Source organism: Klebsiella sp. 2019SCSN059 (assembly GCF_021739525.1).
Classification (GTDB): domain Bacteria; phylum Pseudomonadota; class Gammaproteobacteria; order Enterobacterales; family Enterobacteriaceae; genus Klebsiella; species Klebsiella quasipneumoniae.
Window position 1 is genome coordinate 77,162 of record NZ_JAKKOM010000011.1, and the last position, 16,767, is coordinate 93,928.

The following is a 16,767-nucleotide window of genomic DNA, read 5'->3' on the forward strand; positions in this document are numbered from 1 at the left end:
AAGCCAGAAGAGATATTTTTTAATCGGGCCCGATGCAATCATTAAGCGCCGGGCCCGATCGATCAGGGCTCGAACGGACGACGCTGGAACTGATCGTGCCCGCATTTTGGACAACGCGGCAGCACGTCCGGGGTATAAACCGGCAGATGGTAATGACACTTCTCACAGACCAGGTTGCCGAGCCCCACCACTTCACCGCTGTGATAGACACCGTGATGGTTGAGATCCTGAAACACCTCGCGCCACTCAAGCTGAGTTTTATCGGTAATATCCGCCAGTTCCTGCCAGAGACTCTCTTTGATCACCCGCATAAAGACGCTATCAGTCAGCTCATCCTGACTCTCTTCATAACTGAGGGCGAACTCTTCCAGATCGCGTCGAACAGCGCGGATCACATTGTCGATTTCGCTCTGCGTTAACTCGTCGGATTGGCTAATCTCGACCCTGGCCTGCTCCACCAGCGCATCAATATCACGTTCTCCATTGCGTAACCGCTCGCTGAGCGTCGACACCAGCTCTCGGTAGAACTGAGCAACCTTGTTCATCTTTTCGCCTCCGGTGTGGTTAACTTCTTCTTATGATAGCCGTTATCTGCGGATTGCTCTGCCAGCCAAGCCACAGAGTCGTGAAATATTCTCCACCGCTTTCATCTCTGTATAAATGTGCGAAAAGCTGTTTTGACGTTGGCGTTTGGGCTATGCTATGCCGATCTGAAATAACACATCCATTGGCTACATTTTGTAGCTGTATTGAAAACAGGACCACTGGCTGCCATGCAAGAGCAATACCGCCCGGAAGAGATAGAATCGAAAGTCCAGCTTCACTGGGACGAAAATCGTACATTTGAAGTAACTGAAGACGAGAGCAAAGAGAAGTATTACTGCCTGTCGATGCTTCCTTATCCTTCTGGTCGACTACACATGGGTCACGTGCGTAACTACACCATCGGCGACGTGATTGCCCGCTATCAGCGCATGCTGGGTAAAAACGTCCTGCAGCCGATTGGCTGGGATGCGTTCGGTCTGCCTGCGGAAGGCGCGGCGGTAAAAAACAACACCGCGCCAGCGCCGTGGACCTACGACAACATCGCCTACATGAAAAACCAGCTCAAAATGCTGGGCTTCGGCTATGACTGGAGCCGCGAGCTGGCGACCTGCACCCCGGAATACTACCGCTGGGAGCAGAAGTTCTTCACCGAGCTGTACAAAAAAGGCCTGGTGTACAAAAAAACCTCCGCGGTGAACTGGTGCCCGAACGACCAGACCGTACTGGCCAACGAGCAGGTTATCGACGGCTGCTGCTGGCGCTGCGACACCAAAGTCGAGCGTAAAGAGATCCCGCAGTGGTTTATTAAAATCACCGCCTACGCCGATGAGCTGTTGAACGATCTGGATAAGCTGGACCACTGGCCGGACACCGTGAAGACCATGCAGCGCAACTGGATCGGCCGTTCTGAAGGGGTGGAAATCTCCTTTGACGTTAACCATTACGCCGACAAGCTGACCGTCTACACCACCCGCCCGGACACCTTTATGGGCTGTACCTACCTGGCGGTCGCTGCGGGTCACCCGCTGGCGCAGCAGGCTGCGGCCAACAATCCGGCGCTGGCCACCTTCATCGACGAATGCCGCAACACCAAAGTGGCGGAAGCCGACATGGCGACGATGGAGAAAAAAGGCGTCGATACCGGCTTTAAAGCTATCCACCCGCTGACCGGCGAAGAAATTCCGGTATGGGCGGCTAACTTCGTGCTGATGGAGTACGGCACCGGCGCGGTGATGGCCGTTCCGGGTCACGACCAGCGCGACTACGAGTTCGCCAGCAAATACGGGCTGAACATCAAGCCGGTGATCCTCGCCGCCGACGGTTCTGAGCCAGATCTCTCGGAGCAGGCGCTGACCGAGAAAGGCGTCCTGTTTAACTCCGGCGAGTTCAGCGGCCTCGATTATGAAGCGGGCTTCAACGCCATTGCAGACAAACTGGCAGCCATGGGCGTCGGCGAGCGTAAAATTAACTACCGCCTGCGCGACTGGGGCGTGTCCCGTCAGCGCTACTGGGGCGCGCCGATCCCGATGGTCACCCTGGAAGACGGCACCGTGCTGCCGACCCCGGAAGATCAGCTGCCGGTGATCCTGCCGGAAGACGTGGTCATGGACGGCATCACCAGCCCGATCAAAGCCGATCCTGAATGGGCCAAGACCACGGTTAACGGCCAGCCGGCGCTGCGCGAAACCGACACCTTTGACACCTTTATGGAATCCTCCTGGTACTATGCGCGCTACACCTGCCCGCAGTATCAGGAAGGGATGCTGGATTCGCAAGCGGCCAACTACTGGCTGCCGGTCGATATCTACATCGGCGGTATCGAACACGCGATCATGCACCTGCTCTACTTCCGCTTCTTCCACAAACTGATGCGCGACGCGGGCATGGTCAACTCCGATGAGCCGGCGAAACAGCTGCTGTGCCAGGGCATGGTGCTGGCTGACGCTTTCTACTACGTAGGCGAAAACGGCGAACGTAACTGGGTCTCCCCGGTTGACGCCATCGTCGAACGTGACGAAAAAGGCCGTATCGTGAAAGCGAAAGACGCGGCGGGCCACGAGCTGGTGTACACCGGCATGAGCAAGATGTCCAAGTCGAAAAACAACGGCATCGACCCGCAGGTCATGGTTGAGCGCTACGGCGCGGATACCGTGCGTCTGTTCATGATGTTCGCCTCCCCGGCGGATATGACCCTCGAGTGGCAGGAATCTGGCGTCGAAGGGGCGAACCGCTTCCTGAAACGCGTCTGGAAGCTGGTCTACGAACACACCACCAAAGGGGAGGTTGCGGCCCTGAACGTGGCGGCGCTGAGTGAAGATCAGAAAGCGCTGCGTCGCGATATCCACAAAACCATCGCCAAAGTGACCGATGACATCGGTCGTCGTCAGACCTTCAACACCGCCATCGCGGCGATCATGGAGCTGATGAACAAGCTGGCGAAAGCGCCGCAGGAAGATGAGCAGGATCGCGCTCTGATGCAGGAAGCCCTGCTGGCGGTCGTGCGTATGCTCAACCCGTTCACCCCACACGCCAGCTTCACCCTGTGGCGTGAGCTGAACGGTGAAGGCGATATCGACAACGCGCCGTGGCCGGTGGCAGATGAAAGCGCGATGGTGGAAGATAGCACCCTCGTCGTCGTCCAGGTCAACGGCAAAGTTCGTGGTAAAATTACCGTTGCGGTAGACGCAACTGAAGAGCAGGTCCGCGAGCGCGCCGGCCAGGAGCATCTGGTGGCGAAGTATCTCGATGGCAAAACCGTGCGTAAAGTGATTTACGTTCCGGGTAAACTGCTCAATCTGGTCGTTGGCTAAGCGCGGGAGGAAGCGTGCGATATCTGGTAACAATGTTGTTATCTCTGGCGGTGCTTGCCACCGCCGGCTGTGGCTGGCATCTGCGTAGCACTACCATGGTGCCCACCACCATGAAAACCATGATCTTCCAGTCGAGCGATCCGTACGGGCCGTTAAGCCGCGCGGTGCGTAATCAGCTGCGTCTTAACGGCGTGGAACTGATCGACGCCAGCACGCTGCGTAAAGATGTCCCTTCTCTGCGCCTCGATGGATCGTCGATTCAGAAAGATACGGCATCGGTGTTCCAGGACGGTCGTACGGCGGAATATCAGATGGTCATGACCGTCCATGCCAGCGTCCTGATCCCGGGTCACGATATCTATCCGATAACCACCAAGGTCTATCGTTCGTTCTTTGATAACCCGCAGGCGGCGCTAGCCAAAGACGCCGAGCAGGATATGATTATCCAGGAAATGTACGATAAAGCGGCGGAACAGCTGATTCGTAAACTGCCAAGCGTTCAGGTAGCGGATGTTGAAGCCACCCAGCAGGAAGAAAAACCGGTCGCGGGCAGCACCGCGCCGGCGTCCTCGGGTAACCGCGTCTCCACCACGCTGGGTCAATGATGATTCGGTTGTACCCGGAACAGCTCCGCGCGCAGCTCACTGAAGGGCTGCGCGCGGCCTATCTGCTGCTTGGCAACGATCCTCTGCTGTTGCAGGAAAGCCAGGACGCTATTCGCGAAGCCGCTGCCGCGCAGGGCTTTACCGAACACCACACCTTCACTATCGATAGCAGCACCGACTGGCAGGCGCTTTTCGCCTTAAGCCAGGCGATGAGCCTGTTTGCCAGCCGGCAAACCCTGCTGTTGATCCTGCCGGAAAACGGCCCCAACGCGGCGATCAACGAACAGCTGGCGACGCTGGTCGGTCTGCTGCACGACGACCTGCTGCTGATCGTTCGCGGCAGTAAGTTGACCAAAGCCCAGGAGAATGCCGCGTGGCTCACCGCGCTGGCTCAGCGCGCCGTCCAGGTCAGCTGCCAGACGCCGGAATACGCGCAGCTGCCGCGCTGGCTGGCCGCGCGGGCCAAACAGCATCAGCTGCAGCTCGACGACGCGGCCAGCCAGCTGCTGTGCTACTGTTACGAAGGCAATCTGCTGGCGCTGGCGCAGGCGCTGGAGCGTCTGGCGCTGCTCTGGCCGGACGGTAAGCTGACCCTGCCCCGCGTTGAGCAGGCGGTGAACGATGCCGCGCACTTTACCCCTTACCATTGGGTCGATGCCCTACTGGCAGGCAAAAGTAAGCGCGTGCTGCACGTTCTGCAGCAGCTCCGTCTTGAAGGCTGCGAGCCGGCGATCCTGCTGCGTACGCTACAGCGGGAGCTGCTGCTGCTGGTCACCCTCAAGCGCCAGTCGGCACAGACGCCGCTGCGTTCGCTGTTTGATAAACATCGGGTCTGGCAAAACCGCCGTCAGCTGCTCAGCGACGCCCTCGCCCGACTCAGCGGCGAACAGCTGCGCCAGGCGGTGACCCTTCTGACCCGCGCGGAACTGACCTTTAAACAGGATTACGGGTACGACGTCTGGCCCGAACTGGAAAGTCTTTCGTTGTTGCTCTGCCACAAAGCCCTGGCGGACGTTTTTATTGATGGTTGATATGACTCACTTACAGGCAATCTATGGCGGCACCTTCGATCCGGTGCATTATGGTCACCTCAAGCCGGTCGAGATCCTGGCGAATCAGATTGGCCTGAGCAAGGTCATCATCATGCCTAATAACGTCCCGCCGCATCGTCCCCAGCCGGAAGCCACCAGCGCCCAGCGCGTGCACATGCTGAAGCTGGCGATTGCCGATAAGCCGCTGTTCACGCTTGATGAACGCGAACTGCGGCGCGATACCCCCTCCTGGACGGCGCAAACGCTGCAGGAGTGGCGCCAGGAGCAGGGGCCGCACAAGCCGCTGGCGTTTATCATTGGCCAGGATTCGCTGCTCACCTTTCCCACCTGGCATAACTATGAAACCATCCTCGACAATGTCCACCTGATTGTCTGCCGCCGGCCGGGTTACCCGCTGACCATGGCCCATGAGGCCGATCAGCGCTGGCTGGATCGCCATTTAACCCACGACGTGGAGTCTTTGCATCACCGCCCTTCCGGCGTGATCTACCTGGCTGAGACCCCGTGGTTCGATATTTCGGCGACGATCATTCGCCAGCGCCTTGAGCGCGGCGAATCCTGCGCCGAGATGCTGCCGGCCGCGGTGCTGGACTACATCCGCGAGCAGGGTCTCTATTGCTGACCCCGGCCTGGGCCTGGCGCGAAAAAAGCGCTATCGTAACGCCACCTCTCCATCGCCTGTCAGAGCCTGTTCATGAAATTGTGGTTAGTACGCCATGGCGAAACCGAAGCCAACGTTGCCGGGTTATACAGCGGCCACGCCCCCACGCCTCTGACGCCGCGCGGCGTCGCTCAGGCGCGAGCGCTCGGTGAACGACTGCGCGCGGTGCCTTTCGATAAAGTCTTCTGCAGCGAGCTGGCGCGGACCGGGACAACGGCCGATCTGCTGCTTGGCGATCGCGCTATCCCGCGCGAATGCCATGCCGCGCTCAATGAGATGTTTTTCGGCGACTGGGAGATGCGCCATCATCGCGACCTCCAGCGAGAAGATGCGGAAAACTATGCCGCGTGGTGCGCTGACTGGCAGCACGCGGCCCCGACCAACGGCGAAAGCTTTCAGCGTTTTGCCCGCCGCGTCAGCGAGTTTACCCCCACGCTGACCGACTGCCGCCATCTTGACCACCTGCTGATCGTCGGCCATCAGGGCGTTCTGAGCCTGCTGATCGCCCTGCTGTTGCAGATGCCCGCCGCGGCGATGTGGCACTTTCCGATAGCCCATGGCGCCTGGAGTCTCCTCGACATTCGCGACGATTTCACCACCCTGCGGGTATTAAATAGCCAGGCCGTCTGGCAGCCGCAAGAAGAATTCCCGCCGAACCATTGACAGGCCAGAGCAGGCTGCTATTCTCCGCTGCCAGGCAGCATCCGCCAAAGCAGGTTTGCAGAAATTGTTTTACAAAAATGGCGATGCAATCCTCGGCGAGGGATGGGATGATACTCCGCCGCGAACGCCTGCCGACAGACATTTCACCCGACTTTTTCATTAGTTCAGGTATACTGTCAGGCTCTTTATAATTATCAATCTTCACGCACCCAGGGGGAACACTTGCAGGGTAAAGCACTCCAGGATTTTGTTATCGACAAAATTGATGACCTGAAAGGTCAGGACATCGTTGCCATTGATGTACATGGCAAATCCAGCATCACCGATTGCATGATTATCTGCACCGGCACCTCCACGCGTCATGTGATGTCCATCGCCGACCACGTGGTTCAGGAATCCCGCGCCGCCGGCTTGCTGCCCCTGGGCGTTGAAGGGGAAGCCGCCGCCGACTGGATCGTCGTCGACCTCGGCGACGTGATGGTTCACGTCATGCAGGAAGAGAGCCGTCGTCTGTACGAGCTGGAAAAACTCTGGAGTTAATGCGTGAAGTTGCAGCTGGTGGCCGTTGGCACCAAAATGCCGGACTGGGTACAGACCGGCTTTAGCGAGTATCTGCGCCGTTTTCCCAAAGATATGCCGTTCGAACTGGTGGAGATCCCTGCCGGTAAGCGCGGCAAGAACGCTGATATCAAGCGCATCCTCGAAAAAGAGGGCGAGATGATGTTAGCCGCTGCCGGTAAAAACCGCATCGTGACCCTGGATATTCCGGGTAAACCATGGGATACGCCGCAGCTGGCGCGCGAACTGGAACGCTGGAAACAGGACGGGCGCGACGTCAGTTTGCTGGTCGGCGGCCCGGAAGGCCTCTCTCCAGCCTGTAAAGCAGCGGCGGAACAGAGTTGGTCGCTCTCCACCCTCACCTTACCTCACCCGCTGGTGCGCGTACTGGTGGCCGAGAGCCTGTATCGGGCGTGGAGCATTACCACCAACCATCCGTACCACCGTGAGTAATGATGATCAGGGTAGACTGAGCAGCGAATGAAATTACAGAATTCTTTCCGCGACTATACGGCTGAATCCTCGCTGTTCGTGCGCCGGGCGCTGGTCGCTTTTTTGGGGATTTTGCTGCTTACCGGCGTTCTGATCGCCAACCTGTACAATGTGCAAATCGTTCGCTTCGACGACTATCAGACGCGCTCGAACGAAAACCGCATCAAGCTGGTGCCGATCCCGCCGAGCCGCGGCATTATTTACGATCGCAACGGCACCCCGCTGGCGCTTAACCGCACCATTTATCAGCTGGAGATGATGCCGGAGAAAGTCGATAATGTGCAGCAGACGCTTGATGCGCTACGCGACGTCGTCGATTTAACCGACGATGATATCGCCGGTTTCAAAAAGGAGCGCGCCCGCTCCCATCGCTTTACCTCGATTCCGGTCAAGGTCAACCTCAGCGAAGTGCAGGTGGCCCGCTTTGCCGTCAACCAGTACCGCTTTCCTGGCGTGGAAGTCAAAGGCTACAAGCGCCGTTACTACCCCTATAACTCGGCGCTGACGCACGTCATCGGCTACGTGTCGAAAATTAACGATAAAGACGTCGACCGCCTCGATAAAGAGGGCAAACTGGCCAACTACGCCTCGACCCATGACATCGGTAAGCTGGGTATTGAGCGTTATTACGAGGACGTCCTGCACGGTCAGACCGGCTACGAAGAGGTTGAAGTGAACAACCGCGGCCGCGTTATTCGTCAGCTCAAAGAAGTGCCTCCGCAGGCCGGACGCGACATCTACCTCACCCTCGACCTCAAGCTACAGCAGTATATCGAAACGCTGCTGGCCGGTAGCCGCGCCGCGGTGGTGGTCACCGACCCGCGTACCGGCGCCATTCTGGCGCTGGTTTCGACGCCGAGCTACGACCCGAACCTGTTCGTCGACGGCATCTCCAGCAAAGATTACTCCGGCCTGCTCAACGATCCCAACACGCCGCTGGTCAACCGTGCGACGCAAGGGGTTTATCCGCCGGCATCGACGGTCAAACCGTACGTCGCCGTCTCGGCGCTGAGCGCCGGGGTGATCACGCGCAATACCAGCCTGTTCGACCCTGGCTGGTGGCAGCTGCCCGGCTCGGAAAAACGCTATCGTGACTGGAAAAAATGGGGCCACGGCCACCTGAACGTCACCAAAGCGCTGGAGGAGTCCGCGGATACCTATTTCTATCAGGTCGCCTATGACATGGGCATCGATCGCCTCTCGGAGTGGATGAGCAAGTTCGGCTACGGCCACTATACCGGTATCGACCTCGCCGAAGAGCGCTCGGGCAACATGCCGACCCGCGAATGGAAGCTCAAACGCTTTAAGAAACCCTGGTACCAGGGGGACACCATTCCGGTGGGCATCGGCCAGGGTTACTGGACCGCCACGCCGATCCAGATGAACAAAGCGCTGATGATCCTGATTAACGACGGGGTGGTGAAAGTGCCGCACCTGCTGCAAAGCACCGTGGAAGACGGCAAGCCCGTTCCGTGGGTCCAGCCTCATGAGCCGCCGGTAGGCGACATCCATTCCGGCTACTGGGAAATCGCCAAAGACGGCATGTTCGGCGTGGCCAACCGCGGCAACGGCACCGCGCACAAATATTTCGCCAGCGCGCCGTATAAAATCGCGGCCAAGTCCGGTACCGCCCAAGTGTTCGGCCTGAAGGCCAACGAAACCTATAACGCGCACCGAATCTCTGAGCGTCTGCGTGACCATAAACTGATGACGGCGTTTGCGCCTTATAACAACCCGCAGGTTGCCGTGGCGATGATCCTGGAAAACGGCGGTGCCGGCCCGGCGGTCGGTACGATTATGCGCCAAATCCTCGATCACATCATGCTGGGCGATAATAACACCACGCTGCCAAGCGAAAACCCGGCGGTAACCGCAGGGGAGGATCAATAATGACGGATAATCCGAACAAAAAATCGCTGTGGGATAAGATCCATCTCGATCCCACTATGGTGCTGATCCTGCTGGCGCTGCTGACCTACAGCGCGCTGGTTATCTGGAGCGCCAGCGGTCAGGACGTCGGCATGATGGAGCGTAAAATCGGCCAGATCGCCATGGGCGTGGTGATCATGATCGTCATGGCGCAGATCCCGCCGCGGGTCTATGAGGGCTGGGCGCCCTACCTCTATATTTTCTGTATTATTCTGCTGGTGGCCGTCGACGCCTTCGGCGCCATCTCCAAAGGGGCGCAGCGCTGGCTGGATCTCGGTATCGTCCGCTTTCAGCCGTCGGAGATTGCAAAAATCGCCGTGCCGCTGATGGTGGCGCGCTTTATTAACCGCGACGTCTGCCCGCCTTCGCTGAAGAATACCGGTATTGCCCTGGTGCTGATCTTCCTGCCGACGCTGCTGGTGGCGGCGCAGCCTGACCTCGGGACCTCGATTCTGATCGCCCTCTCCGGTCTGTTTGTGCTGTTCCTCTCCGGCCTCAGCTGGCGCCTGATCGGCATTGCGGTGGTGCTGGTCGCCGCCTTTATCCCGATTTTGTGGTTCTTCCTGATGCACGACTATCAGCGCCAGCGCGTGATGATGCTGCTCGATCCGGAAACCGACCCGCTGGGCGCGGGGTATCACATTATTCAGTCTAAAATTGCCATTGGCTCCGGCGGTCTGCGCGGCAAAGGCTGGCTGCACGGCACCCAGTCGCAGCTGGAGTTTCTGCCGGAACGCCATACCGACTTTATCTTTGCCGTTCTCGCCGAAGAGCTGGGCCTGATTGGCGTGCTGATCCTGCTGGCGCTCTATATTCTGCTGATCATGCGCGGACTGTGGATCGCCGCCCAGGCGCAGACCACCTTTGGCCGGGTCATGGCCGGTGGTTTAATGTTGATTTTATTCGTTTATGTCTTCGTAAATATTGGTATGGTGAGTGGTATTTTACCGGTGGTGGGCGTACCGTTGCCGCTGGTGAGCTACGGGGGCTCCGCCCTGATCGTATTGATGGCCGGGTTTGGTATCGTGATGTCGATCCATACCCACAGAAAAATGTTGTCGAAAAGCGTTTAAAGGGGTTCGCAATGCGTAAGCAATGGCTGGGGATCTGCATAGCAGCGGGGCTGCTGGCGGCATGTTCGAGTGATGACGTGCAACAAAAGACGGTCAGTACTCCACAGCCGGCCGTCTGTAATGGCCCGACGGTTGAGATCAGCGGCGCCGATCCGCAGTATGAAACGCCGAACGCGACGGCGAATCAGGATTATGAGCGCGACGGTAAGCGCTACAACATCGTCCAGGATCCGGCAAACTTTACTCAGGCCGGTTTCGCGGCGATCTATGACGCGGAACCCAACAGCAACCTGACCGCCAGCGGTGAAACCTTCGACCCGACGCAGTTGACCGCGGCGCACCCGACGCTGCCGATCCCGAGCTATGCGCGGATCACCAACCTCGCCAACGGGCGCATGATCGTCGTGCGGATTAACGATCGCGGTCCCTACGGCAACGATCGGGTTATCTCACTCTCCCGCGCGTCCGCCGACCGCCTGAACACCTCGAATAACACCAAAGTGCGTATCGACCCGATCATCGTCGCGCCTGACGGTTCGCTTTCCGGCCCGGGAATGGCTTGTACCACCGTCGCCAAACAGACTTACGCCCTGCCCGCCCGTCCGAATCTGGACGGCGGTGACGCCGCTGGCATGAGCCAGCCCGCGCCCACTGACGTTCGCCCGATCAGCAACAGCACGCTGAAGCCGGAAGACAGCGTTGGCGCACCGGTGAACAGCGGCGGTTTCCTCGGCGCCCCGACGCCGCTGAACAGCGGCGTGCTGGAGAGCAGCGAACCCGCAGCCGCCGCCGCGACGGCACCTGCCGCCGGCGCCAGCGGTAGCTTTGTCGTGCAGGTGGGCGCAGTGAGCGACCAGGCGCGGGCGCAGCAGTATCAGCAGCGTCTGAGCCAGCAGTTCTCTGTGCCAGGCCGGGTCATGCAAAACGGCGCGGTGTGGCGTATTCAGCTGGGGCCGTTTGCCGACAAGGCGCAGGCCAGCGCCGTTCAGCAGCGCCTGCAAAGCGAAGCGCAGCTGCAGTCCTTTATTACTCGCGCCAACTAAAGGCCGCGGGCAGCCCGTTCATCTTGCGCATGTAAAAGTCATTAACAAACTCATGCGCAATGTCGGATGCTGGCCCGCAGAGCATTTGCTATAGTAAGGCACTTTTTTTAACTCCATCACGGATGCCGTTGTTCTGACCATGAAGACCTCTTTCACCGCTCGTTTACTCATCACGGCGCTCTCCGTTGCAGCGCTCTCCTCCGCTGCCCGCGCCGATGACCTGAATATCAAAACGATGATCCCAGGCGCCCCGCAGATTGACGCCGAATCCTGGATCCTTATCGATTACAACTCTGGCAAGGTGCTGGCTGAAAACAACGCCGACTCCCGCCGCGACCCGGCCAGTCTGACCAAAATGATGACCAGCTATGTTATCGGTCAGGCGATGAAAGCGGGCAAATTCAAAGAGTCCGATCTGGTCACCGTCGGCAACGACGCCTGGGCCACCGGCAACCCGGTATTCAAAGGCTCTTCCCTGATGTTCCTCAAGCCGGGGATGCAGGTGCCGGTTTCCCAGCTGATCCGCGGTATCAACCTGCAGTCCGGTAACGATGCCTGCGTGGCGATGGCCGACTATGTCGCCGGCAGCCAGGACGCCTTCGTCAGCCTGATGAACAACTACGTCAACGCCCTCGGCCTGAAAAACACCCATTTCCAGACTGTTCACGGCCTCGATGCTGACGGCCAGTTCAGCTCGGCGCGCGACATGGCGCTGATTGGCCAGGCGCTGATCCGCGACGTGCCGAACGAGTACTCCATCTATCGTGAGAAAGAGTTCACTTTCAACGGTATCCGCCAGCTGAACCGTAATGGCCTGCTGTGGGATAACAGCCTGAACGTCGACGGCATCAAAACCGGCCACACCGACAAAGCGGGCTACAACCTTGTCGCTTCCGCCACCGAAGGGCAGATGCGTCTGATCTCGGCGGTAATGGGCGGCCGGACGTTCAAAGGGCGTGAGTCGGAAAGCAAAAAACTGCTGACCTGGGGCTTCCGCTTCTTCGAAACCGTCAACCCAATTAAAGCCGGCAAAGAGTTTGCTTCCGAACCGGCCTGGTTCGGCGACAGCGATCGCGCTTCGCTGGGGGTGGATAAAGACGTCTACCTGACCATCCCGCGCGGCCGGATGAAAGATCTGAAAGCCAGCTACGTGCTGAATAATACTGAGCTGCACGCCCCGCTGCAGAAAAACCAGGTCGTCGGCACCATTAACTTCCAGCTGGATGGTAAAACCATTGACCAGCGCCCGCTGGTGGTGCTGCAGGAAATTCCGGAAGGTAATTTCTTCGGTAAAATTATTGATTACATTAAATTAATGTTCCACCACTGGTTTGGTTAAAAATCGAACACTTGAAAGTGTGATTTCCATCCCCATATACTATTCATCCAAGTAACCTGATAACTCCCGCCCTTGGTGGGAGTTATTATTTTGTCGTAACACCGGAGCTGACATGAAAACCAAACTTAACGAACTGCTTGAATTCCCTACGCCATTTACTTACAAAGTAATGGGGCAGGCGTTGCCTGAGCTGGTTGATCAGGTGGTGGAAGTGGTACAGCGCCATGCGCCTGGTGATTACTCGCCGTCAGTAAAACCGAGCAGCAAAGGTAACTACCACTCGGTCTCCATCACCATCAACGCCACTCACATTGAACAAGTGGAAACGCTGTACGAAGAGTTAGGCAATATCGATATCGTTCGGATGGTGCTGTAACCTTTTCCCTGACCCGGCCGCCGTGCCGGGTCTTCTCATTCCCTCCCGCACGGCTGTGATATACTCCCCGACCTGAATTCTCTCTTCCCGGCGGAGATGTTGTTTTGCAGCACAATAAAATTCTAATCCGGCAGCTTGGCCTGCAACCTTACGAACCCGTCTCGCAGGCGATGCACGAATTTACCGACGCCCGTGATGAAGATACCCTCGATGAGATCTGGCTGGTGGAACATCACCCGGTTTTCACCCAGGGTCAGGCCGGCAAAGCGGAACACCTGCTGGTGCCCGGTGATATTCCGGTGATCCAGAGCGATCGCGGCGGCCAGGTAACCTATCACGGCCCGGGACAGCAGGTAATGTACGTCCTGTTGAACCTCAAGCGCCGCAAGCTGGGCGTGCGTGAACTGGTGACGCTGCTGGAGCAAACGGTCGTCAATACCCTTGCCGAATACGGTATTGAGTCGCACCCCCGCGCCGACGCCCCTGGCGTCTACGTCGGCGATCGCAAAATATGCTCTCTGGGGCTGCGGATCCGTAAAGGCTGCTCTTTCCACGGCCTGGCGCTCAATATCGCGATGGATCTGACGCCGTTTCTGCGTATCAACCCCTGCGGCTATGCCGGTATGGAGATGACGCAAATGCGCCAGTGGCAGCCGGAAGCCACTCCGGAGACAGTGGCTCCGCGGCTGGTCGCCCATCTGCTGGCGCTGCTGAACAATCCCCCGCACGAATACCTTCCTCAGGGTTAAGGGCACACCAGCGCCCCGCTGACGGCGGGGTGCTGAACGAGTAACACATTATTTTTGCAATCAATTGTCACGCACGGCAACGCGGTGGGCCGCTATACTTGGCCTATCATTCCCAACCGGACTCATCGCGTGCCAGAGAATACGCCGCCGTCAGAATCTCCTGACCGACAGGACGAACGTTACGACCGTCAGATGTTTCGCATCCTGCGTAATATTGACCTCAATCTGTTGACCATCTTCGAAGCCGTGTACGTACACAAAGGTATCGTCAATGCCGCGAAGATACTCAATATCACGCCGTCGGCCATTAGCCAGTCAATAAACAAACTGCGGGCACTGTTCCCCGATCCGCTGTTTATCCGTAAAGGCCAGGGCGTAACGCCCACCGCCTATGCCACCCATCTTCACCAGTACATCAGCCGCGGTATGGAGGCTTTCCTCAGCGCGCTGGATATCACCGGCAGCCCGCATCAGCAGCGGGTGATCACTATCGCCACCACGCCAGCCATGGGGGCGCTGCTGATGCCTGGCCTGGCCAGCGCGCTGAAGCCGGTCTTTCCGCAGATCCTGCTGCACAACATCGCCCTCACCGACGCCGCGCGGCAGCTTGACCAGCGCCAGGTGGATTTGTTGATTGATACCCATCTGCACAGCGGCCAGGCGATAAGCCATCACGTGCTGTATCAGGAACGGGTGCAGATGTACTGCCGCGCTGGGCATCCCGCGCTGGACGGTCCGCAGGATGAATCCGCCCTTGCACAATACGAGTTTGCGCTGCTGCTGCCGGAAGGCCAGCGCTACCCTACGCTGCACCGTCGGCTGCAGGAGGAGATGGGCGAGCGCCGCTGCGGTTTCAGCACCTTCAACCTGCTAACCCAGGCGGCAATGATCGCCGAGAGCGACATGCTGGGGCTGACCACCGAGCGCCTGTTCGCCATGGTATCCCGTCTCTGGCCGCTGCAGACCCTGGACTTCCCCTCCCTGCGGGAAGAGCAGATTGATGTTGCGCTGCACTTCAATAAGCAGAGCGGGAAAGAGCCATTGCTGAAAGAGATCATTGAGACCGTGATCCAGGCGTTTAAGGCGTAGCGCACGGAAGGGAAAAGGATAAAACAACAACTATTTTACAATTTGCCGGGCAGGCAGGCTGCTTTCTGCCCCTTTTCAATGGTATACTGCCTGCTCTTGATTCAAAAATAGTTGATAATTGCAACATTTCATTGAATTAATTCGCTTTCCTTCGTGACTCGCAACTGGAACACGCACGCTATGAGTAAACCCATTGTGATGGAACGCGGTGTTAAGTACCGCGACGCCGATAAAATGGCCCTTATCCCGGTGAAGAACGTGGCAACTGAGCGTGAAGCTCTGCTCAGAAAACCGGAATGGATGAAAATCAAACTTCCGGCAGACTCGTCCCGTATCCAGGGAATCAAAGCAGCGATGCGTAAGAACGGCCTGCACTCCGTGTGCGAAGAGGCCTCCTGCCCGAACCTTGCAGAGTGCTTCAACCACGGTACCGCGACCTTTATGATCCTCGGCGCGATCTGTACCCGCCGTTGCCCATTCTGCGACGTGGCGCATGGCCGCCCGGTCGCGCCAGATGCGAACGAGCCACAGAAGCTGGCGCAAACTATCGCCGATATGGGGCTGAGCTACGTGGTGGTCACTTCGGTGGACCGTGATGACCTGCGCGATGGCGGCGCACAGCATTTTGCCGACTGCATCAGCGCCATTCGCGAGAAAAACCCGACGATTAAAATCGAAACGCTGGTCCCGGATTTCCGCGGCCGCATGGATCGCGCCCTGGATATTCTGACGGTGACCCCGCCGGACGTCTTCAACCACAACCTCGAAAACGTACCGCGCCTCTATCGTCAGGTGCGTCCGGGCGCGGATTACAACTGGTCGCTGAAGCTGCTGGAGCGTTTTAAAGAAGCGCACCCGGAGATCCCGACAAAATCCGGCCTGATGGTGGGCCTGGGCGAAACCAACGACGAGATCATCGAAGTCATGCGCGACCTGCGCCGTCATGGCGTCACCATGCTGACATTAGGCCAGTATCTGCAGCCGAGCCGTCACCACCTGCCAGTGCAGCGTTACGTTAGCCCGGAAGAGTTTGAAGAGATGAAAGCGGAAGCTATGGCGATGGGCTTCACCCACGCCGCCTGCGGCCCCTTCGTTCGCTCTTCCTATCACGCCGACCTGCAGGCTAAAGGGATGGAAGTTAAATAACCTGCCGCTTCTCCCGCTGCGTCACGTCCTGGCGCAGCGGCGCTCTCCGCTTCATTCGCTTCGCCTTCCCGTAACAGTTAGTTGCATCTTTCCTGCGCGGCGTCGACAAAAACGACAAAGGCCGCAACGTCAAACGTCGCGGCCTCTTCGCCGTACCACCCGCATCCCGCCAGGGGACGCAGCCGGAGAATTACTCTTTATGAGAGAGCTTCTGCGCCGGTGCTTCGTCTTCAGCGGTGGTTTTTTTCGCGCTATCGTCATCTTCGTTCATGGCTTTTTTAAAGCCCTTGATAGCCGACCCCAGGTCGCCGCCCAGCGTACGTAATTTCTTGGTACCAAACACTAAGATAATCAGTGCTGCGACTACCAGCAGTTTGGTAATACTAATCTCACCCATAGCTAACCTTCTTCTCTATACAAGCTGCGAATACGCCATCATACACGCATTTATCCGTCATATTGTAATCCACCTGTGCGTGGGCTGCGTGATTCAGCCCGAGGCCTCCCCTCCGGGAGTGAGCGCTGGGGTGTCCGTCCTGACGTGCACAGCGAATTATTGGGATAAACAATACGGGTATTTGGCGCGCGGACACAATAGCAATCTGTAACAAGGTGAATCAAGCCTTGTTTAAAAAA

The 16,767-nt window shown here is 58.1% G+C and carries 17 protein-coding genes; 15 read left to right on the top strand and 2 right to left on the bottom strand.

Translation table 11 applies throughout. The features are described 5' to 3' along the window. Positions 1 to 62: 62 nt before the first annotated feature. Complete coding sequence (locus L2I46_RS13815) at positions 63 to 545, bottom strand: zinc ribbon-containing protein (protein WP_032455125.1); 483 nt, start codon at positions 543 to 545, stop codon at positions 63 to 65. 228 nt (positions 546 to 773) lie between these two features. Here L2I46_RS13815 and leuS point away from each other — a divergent pair, with 228 nt between their 5' ends. The 15 genes from leuS to lipA all read left to right on the top strand — a co-directional run bounded on the left by leuS (position 774) and on the right by lipA (position 16,131). Further along, entirely contained in the window at positions 774 to 3,356 is a 2,583-nt protein-coding gene (leuS, locus tag L2I46_RS13820) for a leucine--tRNA ligase (RefSeq protein WP_032455124.1), read from the top strand. Positions 3,357 to 3,370: 14 nt separating this feature from the next. After that, complete coding sequence (gene lptE / locus L2I46_RS13825; protein ID WP_236947948.1) at positions 3,371 to 3,961, top strand: LPS assembly lipoprotein LptE; 591 nt, start codon at positions 3,371 to 3,373, stop codon at positions 3,959 to 3,961. Then, a complete protein-coding gene (holA, locus tag L2I46_RS13830; RefSeq protein WP_032428664.1) occupies positions 3,961 to 4,992 on the top strand; it encodes a DNA polymerase III subunit delta in 1,032 nt (343 codons plus the stop codon). The genes lptE and holA overlap by 1 nt, the downstream gene beginning before the upstream one ends. Next, a complete protein-coding gene (gene nadD, locus L2I46_RS13835) occupies positions 4,985 to 5,635 on the top strand; it encodes a nicotinate-nucleotide adenylyltransferase (protein WP_032455122.1) in 651 nt (216 codons plus the stop codon). Before holA ends, nadD begins: the two co-directional genes overlap by 8 nt. A 72-nt stretch (positions 5,636 to 5,707) precedes the next feature. Further along, entirely contained in the window at positions 5,708 to 6,337 is a 630-nt protein-coding gene (locus L2I46_RS13840; protein WP_072421312.1) for an adenosylcobalamin/alpha-ribazole phosphatase, read from the top strand. Between the two features lie 222 nt (positions 6,338 to 6,559). Then, positions 6,560 to 6,877 carry a ribosome silencing factor gene (gene rsfS, locus L2I46_RS13845; RefSeq protein WP_023288834.1) on the top strand — a complete coding sequence of 106 codons (318 nt, stop codon included), beginning with the start codon at positions 6,560 to 6,562 and terminating at the stop codon, positions 6,875 to 6,877. Between the two features lie 3 nt (positions 6,878 to 6,880). Then, positions 6,881 to 7,348, top strand: coding sequence for a 23S rRNA (pseudouridine(1915)-N(3))-methyltransferase RlmH (gene rlmH / locus L2I46_RS13850; protein ID WP_002894620.1), 468 nt, complete (start codon positions 6,881 to 6,883; stop codon positions 7,346 to 7,348). 27 nt (positions 7,349 to 7,375) lie between these two features. Beyond that, positions 7,376 to 9,277, top strand: coding sequence for a peptidoglycan DD-transpeptidase MrdA (mrdA, locus tag L2I46_RS13855; protein WP_023288833.1), 1,902 nt, complete (start codon positions 7,376 to 7,378; stop codon positions 9,275 to 9,277). Continuing rightward, positions 9,277 to 10,389 carry a peptidoglycan glycosyltransferase MrdB gene (gene mrdB, locus L2I46_RS13860; protein ID WP_004885876.1) on the top strand — a complete coding sequence of 371 codons (1,113 nt, stop codon included), beginning with the start codon at positions 9,277 to 9,279 and terminating at the stop codon, positions 10,387 to 10,389. Before mrdA ends, mrdB begins: the two co-directional genes overlap by 1 nt. Before the next feature lie 11 nt (positions 10,390 to 10,400). Then, positions 10,401 to 11,432, top strand: a complete 1,032-nt coding sequence (rlpA, locus tag L2I46_RS13865; RefSeq protein WP_236947949.1) for an endolytic peptidoglycan transglycosylase RlpA — start codon at positions 10,401 to 10,403, stop codon at positions 11,430 to 11,432. 139 nt (positions 11,433 to 11,571) lie between these two features. Then, positions 11,572 to 12,771 (top strand): D-alanyl-D-alanine carboxypeptidase DacA, encoded by a 1,200-nt coding sequence (gene dacA, locus L2I46_RS13870; RefSeq protein WP_023288831.1) that lies wholly within the window; start codon positions 11,572 to 11,574, stop codon positions 12,769 to 12,771. 112 nt (positions 12,772 to 12,883) lie between these two features. Then, positions 12,884 to 13,147, top strand: coding sequence for a DUF493 family protein YbeD (ybeD, locus tag L2I46_RS13875; RefSeq protein ID WP_002894474.1), 264 nt, complete (start codon positions 12,884 to 12,886; stop codon positions 13,145 to 13,147). A 104-nt stretch (positions 13,148 to 13,251) separates the two neighbouring features. Next, positions 13,252 to 13,896: a lipoyl(octanoyl) transferase LipB gene (lipB, locus tag L2I46_RS13880; protein ID WP_023288830.1), complete on the top strand. Its 645-nt coding sequence runs from the start codon at positions 13,252 to 13,254 to the stop codon at positions 13,894 to 13,896. Between the two features lie 129 nt (positions 13,897 to 14,025). Further along, entirely contained in the window at positions 14,026 to 14,985 is a 960-nt protein-coding gene (locus L2I46_RS13885; RefSeq protein ID WP_071997598.1) for a YbeF family transcriptional regulator, read from the top strand. Between the two features lie 180 nt (positions 14,986 to 15,165). Beyond that, positions 15,166 to 16,131: a lipoyl synthase gene (gene lipA, locus L2I46_RS13890; protein ID WP_236947950.1), complete on the top strand. Its 966-nt coding sequence runs from the start codon at positions 15,166 to 15,168 to the stop codon at positions 16,129 to 16,131. 190 nt (positions 16,132 to 16,321) lie between these two features. Here lipA and tatE read toward each other — a convergent pair whose 3' ends face one another. Continuing rightward, a complete protein-coding gene (tatE, locus tag L2I46_RS13895; RefSeq protein ID WP_023288827.1) occupies positions 16,322 to 16,528 on the bottom strand; it encodes a twin-arginine translocase subunit TatE in 207 nt (68 codons plus the stop codon). Positions 16,529 to 16,767 lie beyond the last annotated feature (239 nt).

Bases quoted from the DNA above. Each gene is read 5' to 3' on its own strand.
- dacA (WP_023288831.1), top strand. From the start codon at position 11,572: ATGAAGACCTCTTTCACCGCTCGTTTACTCATCACGGCGCTCTCCGTT.
- L2I46_RS13815 (WP_032455125.1), bottom strand. From the start codon at position 545: ATGAACAAGGTTGCTCAGTTCTACCGAGAGCTGGTGTCGACGCTCAGC.
- L2I46_RS13840 (WP_072421312.1), top strand. From the start codon at position 5,708: ATGAAATTGTGGTTAGTACGCCATGGCGAAACCGAAGCCAACGTTGCC.
- ybeD (WP_002894474.1), top strand. From the start codon at position 12,884: ATGAAAACCAAACTTAACGAACTGCTTGAATTCCCTACGCCATTTACT.
- leuS (WP_032455124.1), top strand. From the start codon at position 774: ATGCAAGAGCAATACCGCCCGGAAGAGATAGAATCGAAAGTCCAGCTT.
- tatE (WP_023288827.1), bottom strand. From the start codon at position 16,528: ATGGGTGAGATTAGTATTACCAAACTGCTGGTAGTCGCAGCACTGATT.
- lipA (WP_236947950.1), top strand. From the start codon at position 15,166: ATGAGTAAACCCATTGTGATGGAACGCGGTGTTAAGTACCGCGACGCC.
- mrdB (WP_004885876.1), top strand. From the start codon at position 9,277: ATGACGGATAATCCGAACAAAAAATCGCTGTGGGATAAGATCCATCTC.
- mrdA (WP_023288833.1), top strand. From the start codon at position 7,376: ATGAAATTACAGAATTCTTTCCGCGACTATACGGCTGAATCCTCGCTG.
- nadD (WP_032455122.1), top strand. From the start codon at position 4,985: ATGGTTGATATGACTCACTTACAGGCAATCTATGGCGGCACCTTCGAT.
- rlpA (WP_236947949.1), top strand. From the start codon at position 10,401: ATGCGTAAGCAATGGCTGGGGATCTGCATAGCAGCGGGGCTGCTGGCG.
- holA (WP_032428664.1), top strand. From the start codon at position 3,961: ATGATTCGGTTGTACCCGGAACAGCTCCGCGCGCAGCTCACTGAAGGG.